At 71.8% G+C, this 17,144-nt stretch carries 17 protein-coding genes; 7 read left to right on the forward strand and 10 right to left on the reverse strand.

The features are described 5' to 3' along the window. Positions 1–26 precede the first annotated feature (26 nt). Positions 27–677: a PaaI family thioesterase gene (locus SKC42_RS19930; RefSeq protein WP_330965997.1), complete on the reverse strand. Its 651-nt coding sequence runs from the start codon at positions 675–677 to the stop codon at positions 27–29. Beyond that, positions 674–1,972 (reverse strand): adenylosuccinate synthase, encoded by a 1,299-nt coding sequence (locus tag SKC42_RS19935; protein WP_330965998.1) that lies wholly within the window; start codon positions 1,970–1,972, stop codon positions 674–676. Before SKC42_RS19935 ends, SKC42_RS19930 begins: the two co-directional genes overlap by 4 nt. 170 nt (positions 1,973–2,142) lie before the next feature. On the opposite strand from SKC42_RS19935, the gene SKC42_RS19940 reads away from it, so the two are divergent. From SKC42_RS19940 to SKC42_RS19950, 3 genes are read left to right on the forward strand one after another with little or no spacing between them, the layout of a single operon-like run. Continuing rightward, the gene (locus tag SKC42_RS19940) at positions 2,143–2,781 is read left to right on the forward strand and encodes a peptidase M50 (RefSeq protein WP_330965999.1); all 639 of its coding nucleotides are present in this window, start codon (positions 2,143–2,145) and stop codon (positions 2,779–2,781) included. Between the two features lie 9 nt (positions 2,782–2,790). Further along, a complete protein-coding gene (locus SKC42_RS19945) occupies positions 2,791–3,564 on the forward strand; it encodes a site-2 protease family protein (RefSeq protein WP_330966000.1) in 774 nt (257 codons plus the stop codon). 40 nt (positions 3,565–3,604) lie between these two features. Further along, on the forward strand, positions 3,605–4,501 hold the full coding sequence (locus SKC42_RS19950; protein ID WP_330966001.1) for a cation diffusion facilitator family transporter: 897 nt from the start codon (positions 3,605–3,607) through the stop codon (positions 4,499–4,501). Here the strand turns inward: SKC42_RS19950 and SKC42_RS19955 are convergent. Further along, a complete protein-coding gene (locus SKC42_RS19955; protein WP_330966002.1) occupies positions 4,498–4,911 on the reverse strand; it encodes a DUF3151 domain-containing protein in 414 nt (137 codons plus the stop codon). The two genes, SKC42_RS19950 and SKC42_RS19955, sit on opposite strands and share 4 nt — an antisense overlap. Positions 4,912–4,989: 78 nt before the next feature. On the opposite strand from SKC42_RS19955, the gene SKC42_RS19960 reads away from it, so the two are divergent. Then, positions 4,990–5,850, forward strand: a complete 861-nt coding sequence (locus SKC42_RS19960) for an Rv0361 family membrane protein (RefSeq protein ID WP_330966003.1) — start codon at positions 4,990–4,992, stop codon at positions 5,848–5,850. Positions 5,851–5,979: 129 nt separating this feature from the next. Here the strand turns inward: SKC42_RS19960 and fbaA are convergent, their stop codons facing one another. Continuing rightward, positions 5,980–7,014, reverse strand: a complete 1,035-nt coding sequence (gene fbaA / locus SKC42_RS19965) for a class II fructose-bisphosphate aldolase (RefSeq protein WP_330966004.1) — start codon at positions 7,012–7,014, stop codon at positions 5,980–5,982. A 59-nt stretch (positions 7,015–7,073) separates the two neighbouring features. Between fbaA and SKC42_RS19970 the strand changes: the two genes are divergently transcribed. Beyond that, on the forward strand, positions 7,074–7,769 hold the full coding sequence (locus SKC42_RS19970) for a DedA family protein (protein ID WP_330966005.1): 696 nt from the start codon (positions 7,074–7,076) through the stop codon (positions 7,767–7,769). On the opposite strand, the gene SKC42_RS19975 is transcribed toward SKC42_RS19970, so the two are convergent. After that, positions 7,728–9,677, reverse strand: a complete 1,950-nt coding sequence (locus tag SKC42_RS19975; protein ID WP_330966006.1) for an acetoacetate--CoA ligase — start codon at positions 9,675–9,677, stop codon at positions 7,728–7,730. The two genes, SKC42_RS19970 and SKC42_RS19975, sit on opposite strands and share 42 nt — an antisense overlap. After that, positions 9,674–10,795, reverse strand: coding sequence for a glycoside hydrolase family 76 protein (locus SKC42_RS19980; protein WP_330966007.1), 1,122 nt, complete (start codon positions 10,793–10,795; stop codon positions 9,674–9,676). Before SKC42_RS19980 ends, SKC42_RS19975 begins: the two co-directional genes overlap by 4 nt. A 53-nt stretch (positions 10,796–10,848) precedes the next feature. On the opposite strand from SKC42_RS19980, the gene SKC42_RS19985 reads away from it, so the two are divergent. Beyond that, a complete protein-coding gene (locus SKC42_RS19985; protein WP_330966008.1) occupies positions 10,849–11,328 on the forward strand; it encodes a (2Fe-2S)-binding protein in 480 nt (159 codons plus the stop codon). After that, positions 11,315–13,444, forward strand: coding sequence for a xanthine dehydrogenase family protein molybdopterin-binding subunit (locus SKC42_RS19990; RefSeq protein WP_330966009.1), 2,130 nt, complete (start codon positions 11,315–11,317; stop codon positions 13,442–13,444). Before SKC42_RS19985 ends, SKC42_RS19990 begins: the two co-directional genes overlap by 14 nt. A 129-nt stretch (positions 13,445–13,573) precedes the next feature. Here SKC42_RS19990 and SKC42_RS19995 read toward each other — a convergent pair whose 3' ends face one another. The 4 genes from SKC42_RS19995 to SKC42_RS20010 all read right to left on the reverse strand — a co-directional run bounded on the left by SKC42_RS19995 (position 13,574) and on the right by SKC42_RS20010 (position 17,137). Next, positions 13,574–14,368, reverse strand: coding sequence for an IclR family transcriptional regulator (locus SKC42_RS19995; RefSeq protein ID WP_330966010.1), 795 nt, complete (start codon positions 14,366–14,368; stop codon positions 13,574–13,576). An 18-nt stretch (positions 14,369–14,386) separates the two neighbouring features. Next, positions 14,387–15,193 (reverse strand): alpha/beta hydrolase, encoded by an 807-nt coding sequence (locus SKC42_RS20000; protein ID WP_330966011.1) that lies wholly within the window; start codon positions 15,191–15,193, stop codon positions 14,387–14,389. Between the two features lie 111 nt (positions 15,194–15,304). Beyond that, positions 15,305–16,489, reverse strand: a complete 1,185-nt coding sequence (locus SKC42_RS20005) for a vWA domain-containing protein (protein ID WP_330966012.1) — start codon at positions 16,487–16,489, stop codon at positions 15,305–15,307. Positions 16,490–16,495: 6 nt separating this feature from the next. Beyond that, positions 16,496–17,137: an SRPBCC family protein gene (locus tag SKC42_RS20010; protein ID WP_330966013.1), complete on the reverse strand. Its 642-nt coding sequence runs from the start codon at positions 17,135–17,137 to the stop codon at positions 16,496–16,498. Positions 17,138–17,144 lie beyond the last annotated feature (7 nt).

Below are 17,144 nucleotides of genomic sequence, written 5' to 3' on the forward strand. Positions count from 1 at the left end.
TCAAGGATAGGTCGGCGCCAGGCGGGTCAGGGCTGACCGGGCAGCAGCCGCACCATCAGGCCGTGCCCCTCGGCCAGCACGGTGTTGTCGGCGTCGAGGAGTTCGGCGGCGACGAACGCCTTGCGGCCCTCGGTGCGGGTCACGCGGCCCCGCACCGACAACGGCGCGTCGATGGGGGTGACCTTGCGGTAGTCGACGTGTAGGAACGCCGTGCGGCTGATCGGCCGGCCGGCGGCGTGCGAGATCATCCCGAACATGTGGTCGAACAGCAGCGGCAGCACGCCGCCGTGCACGGCGTGGTTGCCCCCGACATGGAACCGGCTGAAACTGCCCGTCATTTCCACACCGTCGGGCGCGTGGCGCGTCAGCGTCCACGGCGGCAGCATCAGGCTGCCCATGCCCGGCAGATCGGGCGTCCGCCCCGCCGGCGCCTTGCCCTCCTCCGCCTCGAACGGGCCGAGCAGCTCGACGAGGTCCGCGACCCGCCCGGCCGCGTCCTCCCAGACGTCGTCCCCGGGGTCGGCGGACACGGCGAGGTCCTGCAGCCGGCGCATGGCGGTCACGAACCGCCCGAAGCCCGGACCGGGGCTGGCCGGGCCGTACTCCGGGAATCCGCCGTGCCGCTCGTAGTCGGGGTCGACTTCCTGGGGATCGCCCTCGGGATCCGAGTCGGTCACGCGCGCACCGCCAGGACGTCGCGGCGCACGATCGTCTGCTCGCGCCCGGGGCCCACCCCGATGCACGAGACATGCGCCCCGGCAAGCTCTTCCAGCCGCAACACGTAGTCGCGGGCCTTGGCGGGCAGGTCGCCGAACTCGCGCGCGGCGGAGATGTCCTCCCACCAGCCGGGCAGTTCCTCGTAGACGGGTTCGGCCCGGGACAGGTCGCTCTGGGTCATCGGCATGTCGTTGGTGCGCTGGCCGTCGATGCGGTACCCCACGCAGATCGGCACCGTCTCGAGGCTGGAAAGCACGTCGAGCTTGGTCAGGAAGTAGTCGGTGATGCCGTTGACGCGGGTGGCGTAGCGGGCGATGACGGCGTCGAACCAACCGCAGCGGCGCCGCCGCCCGGTGGTGACGCCGAACTCGCCGCCCGTCTTGGACAGGTACTCGCCGTTCTCGTCGAACAGCTCGGTGGGGAACGGCCCCGAGCCCACGCGGGTGGTGTAGGCCTTGAGGATCCCGAGCACGGTGGTGATGCGGGTGGGGCCGATCCCCGACCCGACGGCCGCGCCCCCGGCCGTCGGATTCGACGAGGTCACATACGGATACGTGCCGTGGTCGACGTCGAGGAGGGTGCCCTGGGAGCCTTCCAGCAGGACCGTCTCGCCCACCTCGAGGGCGGAGTTGAGCAGCAGCCGGGTGTCGCGGATGCGGTGCCGGAAACCCTCCGCCTGCTCCAGCAGGGCGTCGACGACCTGGTGCGGGTCCAGCGCCTTGCGGTTGTAGATCTTGACCAGGATCTGGTTCTTCAGTTCCAGGGCCGCCTCGACCTTGTGGGTGAGCTGCTCGGGGTCGAGCACGTCGGCGACCCGGATCCCCATGCGGGCGATCTTGTCCTGGTAGCACGGGCCGATGCCGCGGCCCGTGGTGCCGATCTTCTTGCTGCCCATGTAGCGCTCGGTGACCTTATCGATGGCCACGTGGTAGGGCAACAGCAGGTGCGCGTCGGCCGAGATCAGCAGCTTGGTGGTGTCCACGCCGCGGTCCTCGAGGCCCTTGAGCTCGTCGAGCAGCACCCCGGGGTCCACCACGACGCCGTTGCCGATGACGTTGGTGACACCGCGGGTCAGCACCCCGGACGGGATCAGGTGCAGCGCGAAGTTCTCGCCCGTCGGCAAGACGACGGTGTGGCCGGCGTTGTTGCCGCCCTGGTAGCGCACCACCCACTGCACCCGGCCGCCGAGCAAGTCAGTGGCCTTACCTTTGCCCTCGTCGCCCCACTGGGCGCCGATGAGGACGATTGCCGGCATGACGTACTCCCGCCTAATCCCACGTGTTAAAGCCTGCTAATTGTGGTCCAGCCGGTGACCCACCCTAGCCTGGCGACGATGCGGGCCGCCGCGGCCCGCTGTGGGGGCCCCTCCCGCTTGCGGGGGAGAGCCGGGCAATTCAGCTTAGGCCAGGAGGTTGCGAGGAACGCATGGAAACCGGCCGGGACACTCCAAGCGGCGCGGTGCTGCTGTTCGGCGGGCGGCGGCCGCCGGCCCCGTTGCGCGGCCTGCCGACCCTTGCGGGCGACGTCGAGGCCGCGATCGGCCCGTATCGGCGACTGGTGGTGGTCGGCGGCGACGCCGACCTGGCCGCGGTGCTCACCCATCTGCTGCGCGCCGGCCGGCTCGACATCGAGGTGGGCTTCGCGCCGCCGCGGCGCACCCGCGCAACCCGGATCTATCGGCTCCCCGCGGGGCGCCGAGCGGCGAGGCGGGCCCTGCGCGGCTCGGCCCGCCGGGTGACCCTGGTGCGCGACGAGACAGGCTCGGTGATCGTTGGACGCGCGCGCTGGCTGCCCGCCGGCGACGGGCGCCTGCACGGCGAGGCGGTCGTCGACGACGCCGTGCTGTTCGACGGCGACGTCGGCGCGGTGTCCATCGAGCCGACGCGGGCCGTGCCGGGCCTGCGGGCGAGGGTTTCCGGCGCGCGCCGCCCCTGGGTCGCCGGCCGCGCCGCCCAGCTCGGCAGCACCGGTGTCACCGTGGTGCGCGACGGGGTCGCCGCGCCGCGCCCGGCCCGCCGTTCGACGTTCTACCGCAACGTCGAAGGCTGGCTGCTGGTCCGATAGTTTCGACCGGTGAACCCGCCCGCCCGGCGCGACTCGACGCGCCCCAGCCCCGTCTTCCTCGCCCTGGTGGCCACGTCGGCCCTCGGTGGCGTGCTGGCCTGGCTCGCCGGCTCGAGCGTCCGGCCGCTGTCGTACGTCGGGGTGTTCGTCTTCGTGATCGCCGGCTGGATGGTGTCGCTGTGCCTACACGAATTCGGGCACGCCGTGACCGCCTGGCGGTTCGGCGACCACGACGCCGCCGTCCGCGGCTACCTCACCCTGGACCCGCGGCGCTACAGCCATCCCGCGCTCTCGCTCGTCCTGCCGATGGTGATCATCGCGCTGGGCGGGATCGGCCTGCCCGGCGCCGCGGTGTACGTGCGGACCTGGTTCATGCCGCCCGCGCGCCGCACCCTGGTCAGCCTGGCGGGCCCGGCGGCGAACCTGGCGCTGGCGGTGTTGCTGCTGGTGGCGACCCGGCTGTTCTACGACCCGAATCACGCCGTGCTGTGGGCCGGCATGGCGTTCCTGGGGTTCCTTCAACTCACCGCGCTGGTGCTAAACCTGCTGCCGATTCCCGGCCTGGACGGGTACGACGCCCTGGAGCCGCACCTGAGCCCCGAGACGCAGCGCGCGGTGGCGCCTGCCAAGCAGTGGGGCTTCTTCCTGCTGCTCTTCCTGCTGCTGGCGGCCAACCAGTGGTTCTTCGGGCTCGTGCTGTGGCTCTTCGACTTCTTCGGGGTACCGCCCGTACTGGTGTCGTGGGGCAACCAGCTGACCCGGTTCTGGAGCCGCTGGGTCTGAAGCTTGCCATATATGCGCAGCCGCGCATATATTTCACGCCATGGGCGCCGGCCACAACCACACCCCCGCCGAGACCGACGCGTCGCGGATGATCCCCCGCATGATGGCGGCCGCCGCGATCCTGGCGGCCTTCTTCGTCGTGGAACTCACCACGTCGCTGCTGATCAACTCGATCGCGCTGCTGGCCGACGCCGGCCACATGCTGACCGACGTGGTGGCCGTGTTCATGGGGCTGGCCGCCGTCAGCCTGGCACGGCGCGGCAGTTCCTCGCCCGCACGCACCTACGGCTGGCATCGCGCCGAGGTGTTCACGGCCGTCGCCAACGCCGGACTGCTCGTCGGGGTCTCGCTGTTCATCCTCTGGGAGGCGGTCCAGCGGCTCAAGGACACCCCGGCCATCCCCGGCGTGCCGATGATCGTGGTGGCGGTGGCCGGCCTGGTCGCCAACCTCGTGGTGGCGCTGCTGCTGCGCTCCCACTCGTCGCAGAGCCTGGCCGTCAAGGGCGCCTACATGGAGGTGGTCGCCGACAGCGTCGGCAGCGTGGGCGTGCTGATCGCCGGCGTCGTCACCGTGACTACGCGCTGGCCGTACGCCGACGTGGTGGTCGCCGTGCTGGTCGCCCTCTGGGTGCTGCCGCGGGCCATCGCGCTGGCCCGTGACGCGCTGCGCATCCTCTCGGAGTCGTCGCCAGCCCACATCGACGTTGACGAGTTGCGTTCGGCGCTGGGCGCCGTCGACGGGGTGACCGAGGTGCACGACCTGCACGTGTGGACGCTGTCCCCCGGCAAGGACATGTGCACCGCGCACCTGATGAGTGCCGGGGACTCGTCCCGGGTGCTACACGACGCCCGCGCGGTGCTGGCGGCCCGCGGTCTGGACCACGCGACCGTCCAGATCGAGGGCCCCGGCGACGCGGACTGTTCGGAGACCTTCTAGAAGCCGAACGCCGCGCGCGCCCCGGGGTCGCAATCGTCGAGCAGGTCCAGGCAGCGCAGGTACTCGTCGGTCTCGCCGATCGCGTCGGCGGCCCGCGCCAGCGCCGCCACGCACCGCAGGAAGCCCCGGTTGGGTTCGTGGGCGTACGGCACCGGACCGAAGCCCTTCCAGCCGTTGCGCCGCAGCTGGTCCAGGCCGCGGTGGTAGCCCGTGCGGGCGTACGCATAGGCGGCGACCGCTTGGTCCTCGGCCAGAGCCCCCTCGGCCAGCGCCGCCCAGGCCACCGAGGCCGACGGATGCGCGCCGGCGACGATGGTCGGGTTTTCGCCGGCGAGCAGCTCCGCCTCGGCGTCGGTATCGCCCGGCAGCAGAATCGGATCGGGTCCCAGCAGGTCTCCCATCGGCGTCATGGTTTCCATTGTGCAGCCACGCCGTTTGAGCCGCGGCCAGCACCCCAACACCGACCGTGGGTCGCTAAGCTGCCATCCATGCCGAATGCACCCGAGCCCGATCGCGGTGCCATGCCGAAGCGGCCGGGGTTCGACCCACGCGACGCGCGGGGCGCGACCGGCGGCGAGCCGCCGGCGGACGCCGGCGGCGACGCGATCGAGGGCTACCCGCTGATCCCGAACGACACCGAGACCGAGACCGTGGTGATCAACAGACCCGACCCGGGCGGCGATTCCGAGGCGCAAGGCGACGGTCAGCAGCCCGAACGGCGCTTCACCGCACCGGGATTCGACGCGCGGGAGACCGCGATCATCGCGACCGGCTCCGAACCCGCCACCGAGGTGTTCGCGTCCCCGCCGGGGGCGGAGCCCACCGCGCAGCTCGGCGTGCCGGCGAAAGCCGCCGTGCCGCAATCGATTCCACCCCGCCTCGGGGCGAAGCTACAGACGTCCCGACAATTCAACTGGGGCTGGGTGCTGGCCATTGTGGTGATCGTGCTGGCGCTGGTGGCGATCGCCATCCTGGGCACCGTGCTGCTGCTCCGCACCGAGCACACGAGCGTGTCGCAGGAGGATCAGGTGCGGCACACCATCTCGCAGTACGACGTCGCCGTGCAGCGCGGCGACCTGGCGGCGCTGCGCGCCATGACCTGCGGCGCCGCCCGCGACGGATACGTGGATTACGACGAGCACAGCTGGGACGAGACGTACCGCCGGGTGTCGGCGGCCAGGCAGTATCCGGTGATCGCCAGCATCGACCAGGTCGTCGTCAACGGCCAGCACGCCGAGGCGAACGTGACCACCTTCATGGCGTACGACCCGCAGGTCCGCTCCACCCGCAGCCTGGACCTGCAGTTCCGCGACGATCAGTGGAAGGTCTGCCAGTCCCCCAGCGGCTAGGCTTTTGCGCCTTGCGCCGAGCGCCTTGGGCCTTGCGCCGAGCGCCTTGTGCCTTGCGCCGAGCGCCCCGCCAGCCGGGCACTCGGTACCGAGCGCCCCGCCAGCCGGGCACTCGCGGCGAAATCGCAACTACGCGCCCAGCGACTTGCCCGCGCAGTGCAGGTCATTGCAGGCCTCGACGACGCGCTCGCTCATCGAGGCCTCGGCCTTTTTCAGGTAGCTGCGCGGGTCGTAGGCCTTCTTGTTGCCCACCTCGCCATCGACCTTGAGCACCCCGTCGTAGTTGGCGAACATGTGGCCGGCGACGGGGCGGGTAAACGCGTACTGGGTGTCGGTGTCGACGTTCATCTTCACCACGCCGTAGCGCAGCGCCTCCTCGATCTCCGACTTCAGCGAGCCCGAGCCGCCGTGGAACACGAAGTCGAAGGGCTTCGCGCCGTCCGGCAATCCGAGTTTGGCGGCCGCGACCCGCTGGCCCTGGTCGAGGATGTCGGGGCGCAGCTTGACGTTGCCGGGCTTGTAGACGCCGTGCACGTTGCCGAACGTCGCCGCCAGCAGGTATTGGCCATGCTCGCCGTGGCCGAGCGCGTCGATCGTCTTCTCGAAGTCCTCCGGGGTGGTGTACAGCTTGTCATCGATCGCGCCCTCGACGCCGTCCTCCTCGCCGCCGACGACGCCGATCTCCACCTCGAGGATGATCTTGGCGGCGGCCGCGGCCTTGAGCAGCTCCTGGGCGATCGAAAGGTTCTCCTCGATCGGCACGGCGGAGCCGTCCCACATGTGCGATCCGAACAGGGGATCGCCGCCCGCGCTGACGCGTTCGGCCGAGATCGCCAGCAGCGGCCGCACGTAGGTGTCCAGCTTGTCCTTCGGGCAGTGGTCGGTGTGCAGCGCGACGTTGATCGGGTACCGGGCGGCGATACTGCGGGTGAACTCGGCCAGCGCCACCGCGCCGGCCACCATGTCCTTCACACCGAGGCCCGAGGCGAATTCGGCGCCCCCGGTGGAGAACTGGATGATGCCGTCGCTGCCCGCGTCGGCGAACCCCTTGATGGCGGCGTTGACGGTCTCCGACGACGTGCAGTTGATCGCCGGGAAGGCGTACGAGCTCTCCTTGGCGCGTCGGAGCATCTCCGCGTACACCTCGGGCGTGGCGATGGGCATGACACTCCTCCTGACGACTTGGTCCGTCCAGTATCGCAACACCGGTATGTTGAAGCATCGTGAGCACTACGGTGACGGCCCTGCCCGACATCTTCGACCCGATGTACTGGCTAGGCGCCGGCGGCGTCTTCGGGTCCGCCGTGCTGCCGGGGATCCTCATCATCGTCTTCATCGAGACGGGGCTGCTGTTCCCGCTGTTGCCGGGCGAATCGCTGTTGTTCACCGGCGGCCTGCTGGCCGCGCACCCGAACCCCCCGGCCAGCATCTGGGTGCTGGCGCCCGCCGTCGCGGTGGTGGCGATCCTGGGCGACCAGACCGGGTACTTCATCGGGCGGCGCATCGGGCCGGCGCTGTTCAAGAAGGAAGACTCGCGGTTCTTCAAGCAGCACTACGTGACCGAATCGCACGCGTTCTTCGAGAAGTACGGGCCGTGGGCGGTCATCCTCGCGCGCTTCGCCCCGTTCGTGCGCACCTTCGTGCCCGTCGTCGCCGGGGTGTCCTACATGCGCTACCCGGTGTTCCTGGGCTTCGACATCGTCGGCGGCACGATCTGGGGCGGCGGCGTGACGCTGGCGGGCTACTTCCTGGGCAACGTGCCGTTCGTGCACCACAATCTGCAGAAGATCCTGCTGGCCATCCTGCTGGTGTCCCTGATGCCGGCGTTCGTCGCGGCCTGGCGGGGGTACCGGGGGCGCCGCCGCGGCGCGAAAGACTCAGGACACCCGGCTCCTGCGGTACGCAATGAAACCGTCTAACAGCTCCGGACGGTCGACCGAACTCTGCTGCACGGCCTCAGCCGGCACGGCGCCGAGCAGGATGCGCTTGATCGGGACCTCCAGCCGTTTGCCGGTCAGCGTCCGCGGGATGCCCGGGACGGCCAGGATGTCATCGGGCACGTGCCGCGGCGAGGCGTGCCGGCGGATCTCCCCGACGATCCTCGACCGCAGGTCGTCGTCGAGGGCGGCATCGTCGGCGAGGTGCACGAACAGCGGCATCCAGTAGCCGCCGTCGTCCTGCTCGACGCCGACCACCAGGCAGTCCCGGATCTCGGGCAGGCGCTCCACGGCGGTGTAGATCTCGGCGCTGCCCATCCGGACGCCCATCCGGTTCAGCGTGGCGTCCGAGCGGCCGTGCACGACGACGGATCCCCGGTCGGTGATGGTGATCCAGTCCCCGTGGCACCACACGCCCGGGTACTTCTCGAAGTACGCGGCGCGGTAGCGGCTGCCGTCGTCGTCGTTCCAGAAGAAGACCGGCATCGACGGCATGGGCTGGGTCACCACCAGCTCGCCCTCCTCGCCGACGACGGGGTGGTCGCGGCCGGTCCAGGCCTCGATAGCCACGCCCAGGCAGATGCACGACAGCTCGCCGGCGGTGATCGGCAGGATCGGGCAGCCGCCCATGAAGGCCGTGCAGACGTCGGTGCCGCCGCTCATCGAGATCACCGGCACCGGCCGGCCCAGCCCCTCCTGCACCCACCGGAAGCCGGCCGCCGGCAGCGGCGAGCCCGTCGACCCGACCGCGCGCAGCGCGTCGAGGGCGTACGAGGCGCCCGGCCTGAGTTCCTCCTTGGCGCAGGCCAGCAGGTAGCCTGCCCCGGCGCCGAGCACGTTGACCCCGGCGTCGGCGGCGACCCGCCAGAGGCCGTCGGTCGACGGGTGGGTCGGGCTGCCGTCGTAGAGGACGATCGTGGCGTCGACCAGCAGCCCCGACAGCAGCAGGTTCCACATCATCCAGCTGGTGGTCGAGTACCACAGGAAGCGGTCGCCGGGGTGCAGGTCCAGCTGCAGGCTGAGGTACTTCAGGTGCTCGACGACGATGCCGCCGTGGCCGTGCACGATGCCCTTCGGCTTGCCGGTGGTTCCCGACGAAAACATGACCCACAGCGGGTGGGCGAACGGGACGGGGGTGATCTCGAGGGGCGCGTCCGTACCCGCCACCTCCGCCCACTCGACGGTGCCGTCGACTGGGTCGAGGCCGAGCCGGGGCACCACCACGGTGGCCCGCAGCGTGGGCATCGCCTCGCGGATGGTGGCCAGCTCGGCGCGCCGGTCGATGTGCTTGCCGCCGTAGACCGAACCGTCGCTGGCCACCAGCACCGCCGGCTCCAGCTGGCCCAGCCGGGCGATGACGCCGTCGACGGACACGTCTTGGTTGCACACCGCCCAGGTGGCGCCCACGCTGGCGGCGGCCAGCGCCGCGACGGCGGCCTCCCCGACGTTGGGCAGGTACCCGACCACCGAGTCGCCGGGCTGGACGCCGAGGCCCCGCAGATAGGCGGCGAACGCCGCGGTTTCCCGCTGCAGCCGCGCCCACGGCCACTCGCGGGAGCCGTCCTCGCCGGCGACGATCAGCGCCGGGCGCTCGCCGGTCGCGTGCCGGAACACCTCGCCCGCGTAGTTCAGCGTGGCGCCGGGGAACCACTCGGCGCCCGGCATGGTCCGGTCGCCCAGCACCGCGCGCGGCGGGGTGTCGGCCTGGATGTCGAAGAACTGCCAGACGGCGTCCCAGAACCAGTCGACGTCCTCGACGGACTTGCGCAGCAGCTCGTGGTAGTCGCCGTACTCGCCGCGGTCGGTCTCCTCCAGCCACGCCATGAAGCGGGTGAGGTTGGCGTCGGCCAGCGCCGCCTCGTCGGGTGCCCAGTCGCCGGACGCGGTCATGCCGCGCTGCCTGCCGTCACGGCGGTGACGTTACAGGCGGCCTCCATCAGCATCCAGCCCGAAAGCTGCACCGACAGGTCGCGTTCGGCGATCTCGGACGCGTTGACCGCGCCCTCGACGAACTGTGCCTCCTGGCCGACCCCGGTCGGCAGCTCCGCGTCGCGGTCCCAGGAGGCGCCGAACAGCGGCAGCCCCTCCACCGTCTGCCGGTAGTCCCACGCCGACCGCGCCGACGACAGCACGATGTCACGCGCGGTGTCGCGCGCGACGGCGTCGTCGGCGGACTCCCCCGGCAGGTCGGTGGCGACCAGCGCGAGGTAGCGGGCCGTGATGCCGGCGAACAGCCCGCCGTCGCCGCCGCCGCTGCCCTTGAGCACGCCCGACGGCGCCATGTGTTCCTTCACCGCCGCGACCAGTCGGTGCACCCGCGCCGCATGCCGATCGTCGTGGGTGCGTGCCGCGAGTTCGGTCTCCAGGCCGAGCACCACGCCCTGGCAGTAGGTGTATTGAGCGCGGACCAGCGAGCCGGCCTTGACGCCGTCGAACACCAGGTGCGTCTCCGGGTCGATCAGGGTCCGGTCGATCCAGTCGGCCATCTGCTGGGCGCGCCGCATCCGGTTGCCGTACCGGGCCAGGAAGATCCCGGCGGGGCCGTTGGCGGGGGCGTTGAAGAACTGGTCCTGCTTGCGCCACGGGATGCCGCCGCCGTCCTCGGGCACCCAGGCGTTGACGAACTGGTCGGCGAGTTTGGGCAGGGCGCGGTGCCGCTCGACGCCGGCGATCCGGGCGGCGCGCTCCAGCGCCAGCGCCAGCCACGCCATGTCGTCGTAATAGTTGTTGGTCCAGCGGAAGTTGTTGCGCAGGCGATGGGTGCGGACCTGACGGTTGATCCGGGTGCGCCGGTCCGGCTGCGGGTCGCGCTGCTGCGCGTCGACCAGGCAGTCCAGCAGGTGCGCCTGCCACCAGTAGTGCCAGGTGCCGAACCGCCGGTCCCGCCGCGTGGCCGGCCAGGCCACCACGCCGAGCTGGGTTCCGGGCAGGCCCCACAGGCGCTTGAGGTGTCGCCGCGTGACGGCGGCTTCCGAGGTGGCCGCCCGGTTGACCCATAGCTGATCCATACCTGCGATCCTGCCTGAACGCGCGCCGGCCGCCGGCCGTGGATGCTGGAGTGATGACGGAGTTGACGGTCAACGGGCGCCGCCACCAGGTGGACGCCGAGGACGACACGCCGCTGCTGTACGTGCTGCGGAACCACCTGGGGTTGAAGGGGACGCGGTTCGGCTGCGGAATCGGGCTGTGCGGCGCGTGTTTCGTGCTCGCCGACGGCCGGCCCATCTACTCGTGCGACACGCCGCTGTGGTCGGTCGGCGACAGGTCGATCGAGACGATCGAAGGGCTGGGCGCCGACGGGGAACCGCACCCGGTGGCGCGCGCCCTGGCCGAGCGGCAGGCCGCGCAGTGCGGCTACTGCATGTCGGGGATCGTGGTGGCCGCGGCGGCCCTGCTAGCCGAAAATCCCGATCCGACCGACGCCGAGGTGCGCGCGGCGCTGGACCCCAACCTGTGCCGGTGCGGGTCGCACAACCGGGTGGTGGCGGCCGTGCTGGCCGCGGCGGCGGAGCTGCGGGGTGCGACCGATGGCCGCGGCTGAGGTGTCGCCGTCGCTGGCGGACAACCCCGTCCTGGGCGGCTGGGTGCGGATCGGGTCGGACGGTGTGGTCGAGGTGCGGTCCGGCAAGGTGGAGCTGGGCCAGGGCGTGCTGACGGCGCTGGCGCAGATCGCCGCCGAGGAGCTCGACGTCGACCTCTCGCGGATCCGCATGGTGGCCGCCGCAACCGATGTCAGCCCGGACGAGGGGTTCACCGCCGGCAGCCGGTCGATCCAGCACTCCGGGGCGGCGCTGCGCCAGGTGTGCGCCGAGGCGCGGGCGATCTACCTGGAGGCCGCGGCGGCCAAGCTGGCGGTCGGGGTCGACGAGCTCGGCGTGCTCGACGGCCAGATCACCGGCCCGGACGGGGTGGCGACCAGCTATTGGGAGCTGGCCGACGATTCGCTGCTGGACCGGGAGGTCACCGGCGAGGTCGCGCCCAAGCCGGAGGCGGGCTACGCGATCGTCGGCACCGACGCCGCGCGCCTCGACCTCCCCGACAAGCTGGCCGGCCGCCCGCGCTACGTGCACGACCTGGTGCTCGACGGGCAGCGCTACGGCCGCGTCGTCCGCCCGCCGTCGCGCGGGGCGACGCTGCGCGGGGTGGACACCGGGCCGGCGCGCGCGCTGCCGGGGGTGGTCGCCGTCGTGCGCGACGGCGATTTCCTCGGCGTGGTGGCCGAGCGGGAGGAGGTGGCGCTGCGCGCCGCCGACCGGCTGCGCGCCGACGCCCGCTGGGACGAGCGGCCGGCGCTGCCCGACGAGGACGACCTGCCCGGCTTCCTGATGTCGGCGCGCGCCGAAACGGCGGTGCTGGCGTCCAAGGAAGACCCCGCGGCCGCCGGGCCGGCCCGCGTGGCGCGGTCACACGCGGCGCGCTACCACCGGCCGTACCTGGCGCACGCCTCGATCGGCCCGTCGTCGGCCGCGGCGCTCGCGCACCCCGATGGGCGTCTGGAGGTCTGGTCACAGACCCAGGGGGTCTACCAGCTGCGGCACGATCTCGCCGCGGCGTTCGGCCTGGCGCCCGTTCGGGTGGTGGTTCGCCACGTCGAAGGCGCCGGCTGTTACGGCCACAACGGGGCCGACGACGCCGCCATGGACGCCGCCGTGCTGGCGCGAGCGGTGCCGGGGGCACCCGTGCACGTGGTGTGGTCGCGCGCCGACGAGCTGGCGTGGGCGCCGTTCGGTCCGGCCGCCGTCGTCGAGATCGGCGCCGACTGCGGGGACGACGGCGGCGTGCTGGCCTGGCGCCACGAGATCTGGAGCAACAGCTACATGGGCCGCCCCGGGACCACCGCGACGAACGCGCTGCTGGCGGCCAGCCACCGCGCGGGCGGCGAGCCGATCCGCGCCGGCGGCGAGCCCCCGCTCGATTGGGGTGGCGGAACCGCGCGAAACGCCTTGCCTGGCTACGACTTTCCGGCCCACCGGGTGACCAATCACCTGCTGAGCGAGATGCCGCTGCGGACCTCGGCCCTGCGGTCGCTGGGCGCGTTCGTCAACGTGTTCGCCGCCGAGTCGTTCATGGACGAGCTCGCCGCGGCCGCCGACCGTGACCCTGTCGAATTCCGGCTGGCGCACCTGTCCGATCCGCGCGGGCGGGCCGTGCTCAACGCCGCGGCGGCGCGGGCCGGCTGGGAATCCTGGGCGCGCCGCGATTCGGTCGGGCGCGGCATCGGGTACGCCCGCTACAAGAACGCGTCGGCGTACTGCGCGGTGGTGGCCGAGGTCGAGGCGACCGACGCCGTGCGGGTGCGCCGGCTGACGATTGCGGTGGACGCCGGAATGCTGATCAACCCGAACGGCGCGACCAACCAGATCGAGGGCGGCGCCGTGCAGGCCACCAGCTGGACGCTCAAGGAGCGGGTCCGGTTCGACCGGTTCAACGTGACCAGCGACACCTGGGACACCTACCCGATCCTGCGGTTCTCCGAGGTGCCCGCCGTCGACGTCGAATTCCTTGCCGGGCAGGGCGATCCCCCGCTCGGGGTGGGTGAGTGCGCGCAGGGGCCGACGGCCGCGGCAATCGCCAACGCGGTGTACGACGCGCTGGGCGTCCGGGTGCGTTCGCTGCCACTGACACCCGATCAGCTCGTCGCCGCGATGCCGGACTAGCGTTGGACTAGCGTCGCGAGTGAATACGTCGAACGTGGGGAAAAGTACACACCGCCGTCACTTTTCGTCCATACGACCCATGCTCGGAGACAGGTGCGGGGGCTGCACCCGAATTCCCGGCGCAGGACACTAGTTCACCGCAGCTGCGGCAGGCCCAGGTTGCGGCTGATGGTCAGCGTCGGCGGTGCGCACCGCCGACGCCACCCGGGCGGTCTGCAGGCGGCCGGCGGGACCGGTCACCGACAACGCGGCCACGGCGCGGTGCCCGTCGCGGCCGACGTAGCTTTCCACCACGATCGGCGCCGCCACACAGACCACCCCGGGGAGCCACTCCTCGCGGTCGTAGGCGACGCCGGCGTCCCTGATCCTGGCCAGCTCGCGCAGAAACTGGGTGGGATCGGTGATCGTGGTGCCGGTGTGCCCGGTCATCGGCTCGGCCAGCGTCGGCGCGGCGGCCGATTCGTGGCTGAAGGCCAACAGCACCTTGCCCAGGCCGGTGCAGTACGCCGGAAGCCACGAGCCGATGGAGGTGGCCGCGGCCGCGGTGCGCCGGCCGGTGAGCTTCTCGATGCACAGCACGTCGGTGCCGTCGAGCACGCCGAGGTGCACGGTCTCGCCGGTCGCGGTCACCAGGTCGGCCATGAACGGCCGTGCGCAGTTGCGCAGCCGACGCGACGCCGGGACGTGCTGGCCGAGCTCGAAAAGGCGCAGACCCAAGCGGTATCCGTAGGCGCCCCGCTCCAGCATCCGGTGGGCCACCAAGTCGGCGGCCAGCCGGTGCGCGGTCGCCTTCTTCAGCCCGGTCAGCCTCACCAACTCCGACAGGCCCACCTCGCCGGGCGAATTGGCGATGGCGTCGATGATCATCAGCAACCGATCACTGACCGTCCGCTGTTCGCCGGCCTCTTCCGCGCTCAGCCGCATCTGCGCAGGATACCCGCGTCACAAGCCTTTTCGGGCCAGCCATTGCAGCACGACATCGGCCACGCCCTTCCACCCGTTGTCGATGGTCAGCGAATGCCCGCGGCCCTTGAAGAGGTGTAAATCGGTGTCCGAGTGGGCCTTCGCGTAGAGCCGATGGGTGGCCTTGGTGACCTTCAGCGGGACCACGTGGTCGTCGGTGCCCGACGTCAGCAGCAGCGGGCCGCGGTTGGTGTTGTGGACGTCGACCTTGGCCGGTGAGTGGCGGGAGAAGTTGGCGGCGGCGCCCTGGAAGAGCGGCCGACCCGGGCCGGGGATGCTCACGGCGGCGTGGAGCGCGTCGGATTCTTGGCGGCTCAGCGTGTTCCCGAACGCGTAGTGGAACTGCTTGGGGTTCAACGCCACCGTCTTGTGCCGGGTGCGCGGGTGGCCGAGGATCGGGAACCCCGAGCGCACCTGCGCCAGCGGCACCACCTTGACGCCCTTGATGGGTGCCGGGTCGATCGCGGCCGCGGCGGCGGCGAGGCCGGAGTCGAGCAGCAGCTGCGCGATCAGGCCACCGAAAGAGTGCCCGACGACGATCGGCCTCGGCTCGGAGGAGTGGATGAGTCCGGCGTAGTGCTGCACGATCTCGCCGATCCCGACGTCGTTCAATGCCGCGGCGTTGCGGCGGGTCTCGGCCACTGTTGGGCCGTCACCGGGCCATCCGGGCGCCGAAGCGGAATAGCCGCAGCTCTCGAAGAGCTCCAGCCACGGGCCCCAGGCCGCCGAGTGGATCCACAGTCCGTGGATGAAGACGACCGGGTGGTGCTTGCGTGGTGCTGCCATGTTGTGTCCTCCGGTATTTCGAACCGCCAGCGGTTCCGTAGGCACCAGCGTTACGGTCCGCGGGCCGGGTTGCACCGCATCGGTTCGTCCAGTGGACCGCCGTTTGTCCGGTCAGCTGGCCGCCAACGCGTCCAGCAGTGCGCGCAGGCCGGTCAGGTTGTGTGCGGGCAGGAAAAGGTCGCAGTACGGCAGGGCGGCGGCCATCGAACCCGCCAGCGGCTGGTAGTCACCCTGCGCCGCACGGGGATTGAGCCAGACCACCAGCGCGGCGCGACGGCGCAGCCGGGCCATGGCGCGGGCGAGCACGTCGGGCGGGTCGGCGTCCCAGCCGTCGGAGGCGATGATCACCACCGCGCCGCGCAGCGCGTTACCGTGCGGCGGCGCCAACAGGGCGCCGACGCTGCGGCCGATGAACGTGCCCCCGTACCGGTCGGCGACGGTCGCGTCGGCCTTGGCCAGCGCCACCTCGGCCGAGCGATGCGACAGCACGGCCGTGAGCCGGGTCAGCGACGTCGAGAACGCGAACACCTCGGGGCGGGTCGCGGCCCGGCGGAGCGCCAGGGCCCGCATCAAGTGCAGATACACCGCGGCGTACGGCTGCATCGAGCGGCTCACGTCGCACGCCAACACCACCAGTCGGGACCGGGTCCGCGGCCGGGTGCGCGCCAGCGTAACCGTCTCGAATCCGGTTGCGCGCGAAGCATTCATGGTGGCCCGCAGGTCGATCCGCTTGCCGCCGGCGCTCGGCTCGAACCGCATGCTGCGGCGCCGGGGCCAGCGCGCGGCGGTGGCCTCCAACCACGAGCCCAGCAGGCGCAGGTCGTCCGCGTCGAAGCGGTCGAACGGCTGGTCGGCGAGCGCGGCCAGGCGGCTGGGCAGGGCGGCGGGGATGTGCAGGTCGGGGACTTCGGCATCGTCGCGCGCGGCGCCGCCGCGGGTGGCCCACGGCACGGCGCCGGTGGGCGGGCCGCCCGCCCGGCGGACGGTGCCGGCGGCGTGTGTGGCCTTCCCCGCACGGGGGAGCGGCGGCTCGGGCCCCCGCGCGCCGTCGGGCCGGGCGCTGCCGAACACGGCCGCGAAGACGGCGTCGAAGGCGGCGAGGTCCTCCCCGCGGTTGACCAGGGTCAGCCGCGCGGCCCAATACAGCGTCGGGGCGGTGTCCGGCGCCAGGCGCCGCAGCGCCTCGACGAAACCGGCCGGGCCGTCGGCGGATACGTGCACCCCGGCGCCGCGCAGGCGCGCGACCAGCGCGGCCGCGAACGCCGCGAGGTCGGTGCCCCGAAACAGGGTGCCCATGCGGCGCTAACGCCGCCGGCGCAGCACCCAGATCAGCACCAGCGCGGCGAGCACCGCCACCGCCACCGCGCCGTACTTCTTGAGCTGGTCGCCGCCGGCGAGCTGGAGCAGGTCGATGGGCTCGGGCTCGGCGCGGGCCGGGGCGGGTTCCGGGACCCGCCCGATCTCCGCGGGACCCTCCGGCGTGGCAGGCGCCGCGACGCTCTGGCCGGCCAGCTCCGCCTCCAGCGACTCCACGAACTGGCCCAGCAGCTTCTCCGACACCTGCTGCAGCATCCCGCTGCCGAACTGGGCCAGCTTGCCGACGATCTTCAGGTCGGTGTCGACGGTGACGCTGGTGCGTTCGCCGTCCTCGTGCAGCTGCGCGGTGACCGTGGCGGCCGCGTTCCCGGTCCCCCGCGTCTCCTTGCCCTTGCCGTCGATCACGGCGCGGTACTGGGTCGAGTCCTGCTCGACGAAGCGCACCTTGCCGCTGAACTCGCTGGTGACCGGCCCGACCTTGACCTTGACCTTGCCGAGGTAGTCCTCGCCCTCGTGGCCGGTCAGTGCGGCCCCCGGCATCAGCGGGATCACCTGCTCCAGGTCGCACAGCACGGCCCACGCCTTGTCGATGGGCGCGCTGACGGTGAACTGGTTGGCGATCTTCATGCTGCGG

It is taken from the genome of Mycobacterium sp. 050134 (assembly GCF_036409085.1).
Classification (GTDB): Bacteria; Actinomycetota; Actinomycetes; order Mycobacteriales; family Mycobacteriaceae; genus Mycobacterium.

What these genes read in the sequence shown, in the direction of transcription:
- fbaA (WP_330966004.1), bottom strand. Translation starts at nt 7,014, where the DNA reads ATGCCCATCGCCACGCCCGAGGTGTACGCGGAGATGCTCCGACGCGCC.
- SKC42_RS19990 (WP_330966009.1), top strand. Translation starts at nt 11,315, where the DNA reads ATGGCCGCGGCTGAGGTGTCGCCGTCGCTGGCGGACAACCCCGTCCTG.
- SKC42_RS19975 (WP_330966006.1), bottom strand. Translation starts at nt 9,677, where the DNA reads ATGACCGCGTCCGGCGACTGGGCACCCGACGAGGCGGCGCTGGCCGAC.
- SKC42_RS20005 (WP_330966012.1), bottom strand. Translation starts at nt 16,489, where the DNA reads ATGGGCACCCTGTTTCGGGGCACCGACCTCGCGGCGTTCGCGGCCGCG.
- SKC42_RS19995 (WP_330966010.1), bottom strand. Translation starts at nt 14,368, where the DNA reads ATGCGGCTGAGCGCGGAAGAGGCCGGCGAACAGCGGACGGTCAGTGAT.
- SKC42_RS20000 (WP_330966011.1), bottom strand. Translation starts at nt 15,193, where the DNA reads ATGGCAGCACCACGCAAGCACCACCCGGTCGTCTTCATCCACGGACTG.
- SKC42_RS19950 (WP_330966001.1), top strand. Translation starts at nt 3,605, where the DNA reads ATGGGCGCCGGCCACAACCACACCCCCGCCGAGACCGACGCGTCGCGG.
- SKC42_RS19985 (WP_330966008.1), top strand. Translation starts at nt 10,849, where the DNA reads ATGACGGAGTTGACGGTCAACGGGCGCCGCCACCAGGTGGACGCCGAG.
- SKC42_RS19960 (WP_330966003.1), top strand. Translation starts at nt 4,990, where the DNA reads ATGCCGAATGCACCCGAGCCCGATCGCGGTGCCATGCCGAAGCGGCCG.
- SKC42_RS20010 (WP_330966013.1), bottom strand. Translation starts at nt 17,137, where the DNA reads ATGAAGATCGCCAACCAGTTCACCGTCAGCGCGCCCATCGACAAGGCG.
- SKC42_RS19935 (WP_330965998.1), bottom strand. Translation starts at nt 1,972, where the DNA reads ATGCCGGCAATCGTCCTCATCGGCGCCCAGTGGGGCGACGAGGGCAAA.
- SKC42_RS19940 (WP_330965999.1), top strand. Translation starts at nt 2,143, where the DNA reads ATGGAAACCGGCCGGGACACTCCAAGCGGCGCGGTGCTGCTGTTCGGC.
- SKC42_RS19980 (WP_330966007.1), bottom strand. Translation starts at nt 10,795, where the DNA reads ATGGATCAGCTATGGGTCAACCGGGCGGCCACCTCGGAAGCCGCCGTC.
- SKC42_RS19955 (WP_330966002.1), bottom strand. Translation starts at nt 4,911, where the DNA reads ATGACGCCGATGGGAGACCTGCTGGGACCCGATCCGATTCTGCTGCCG.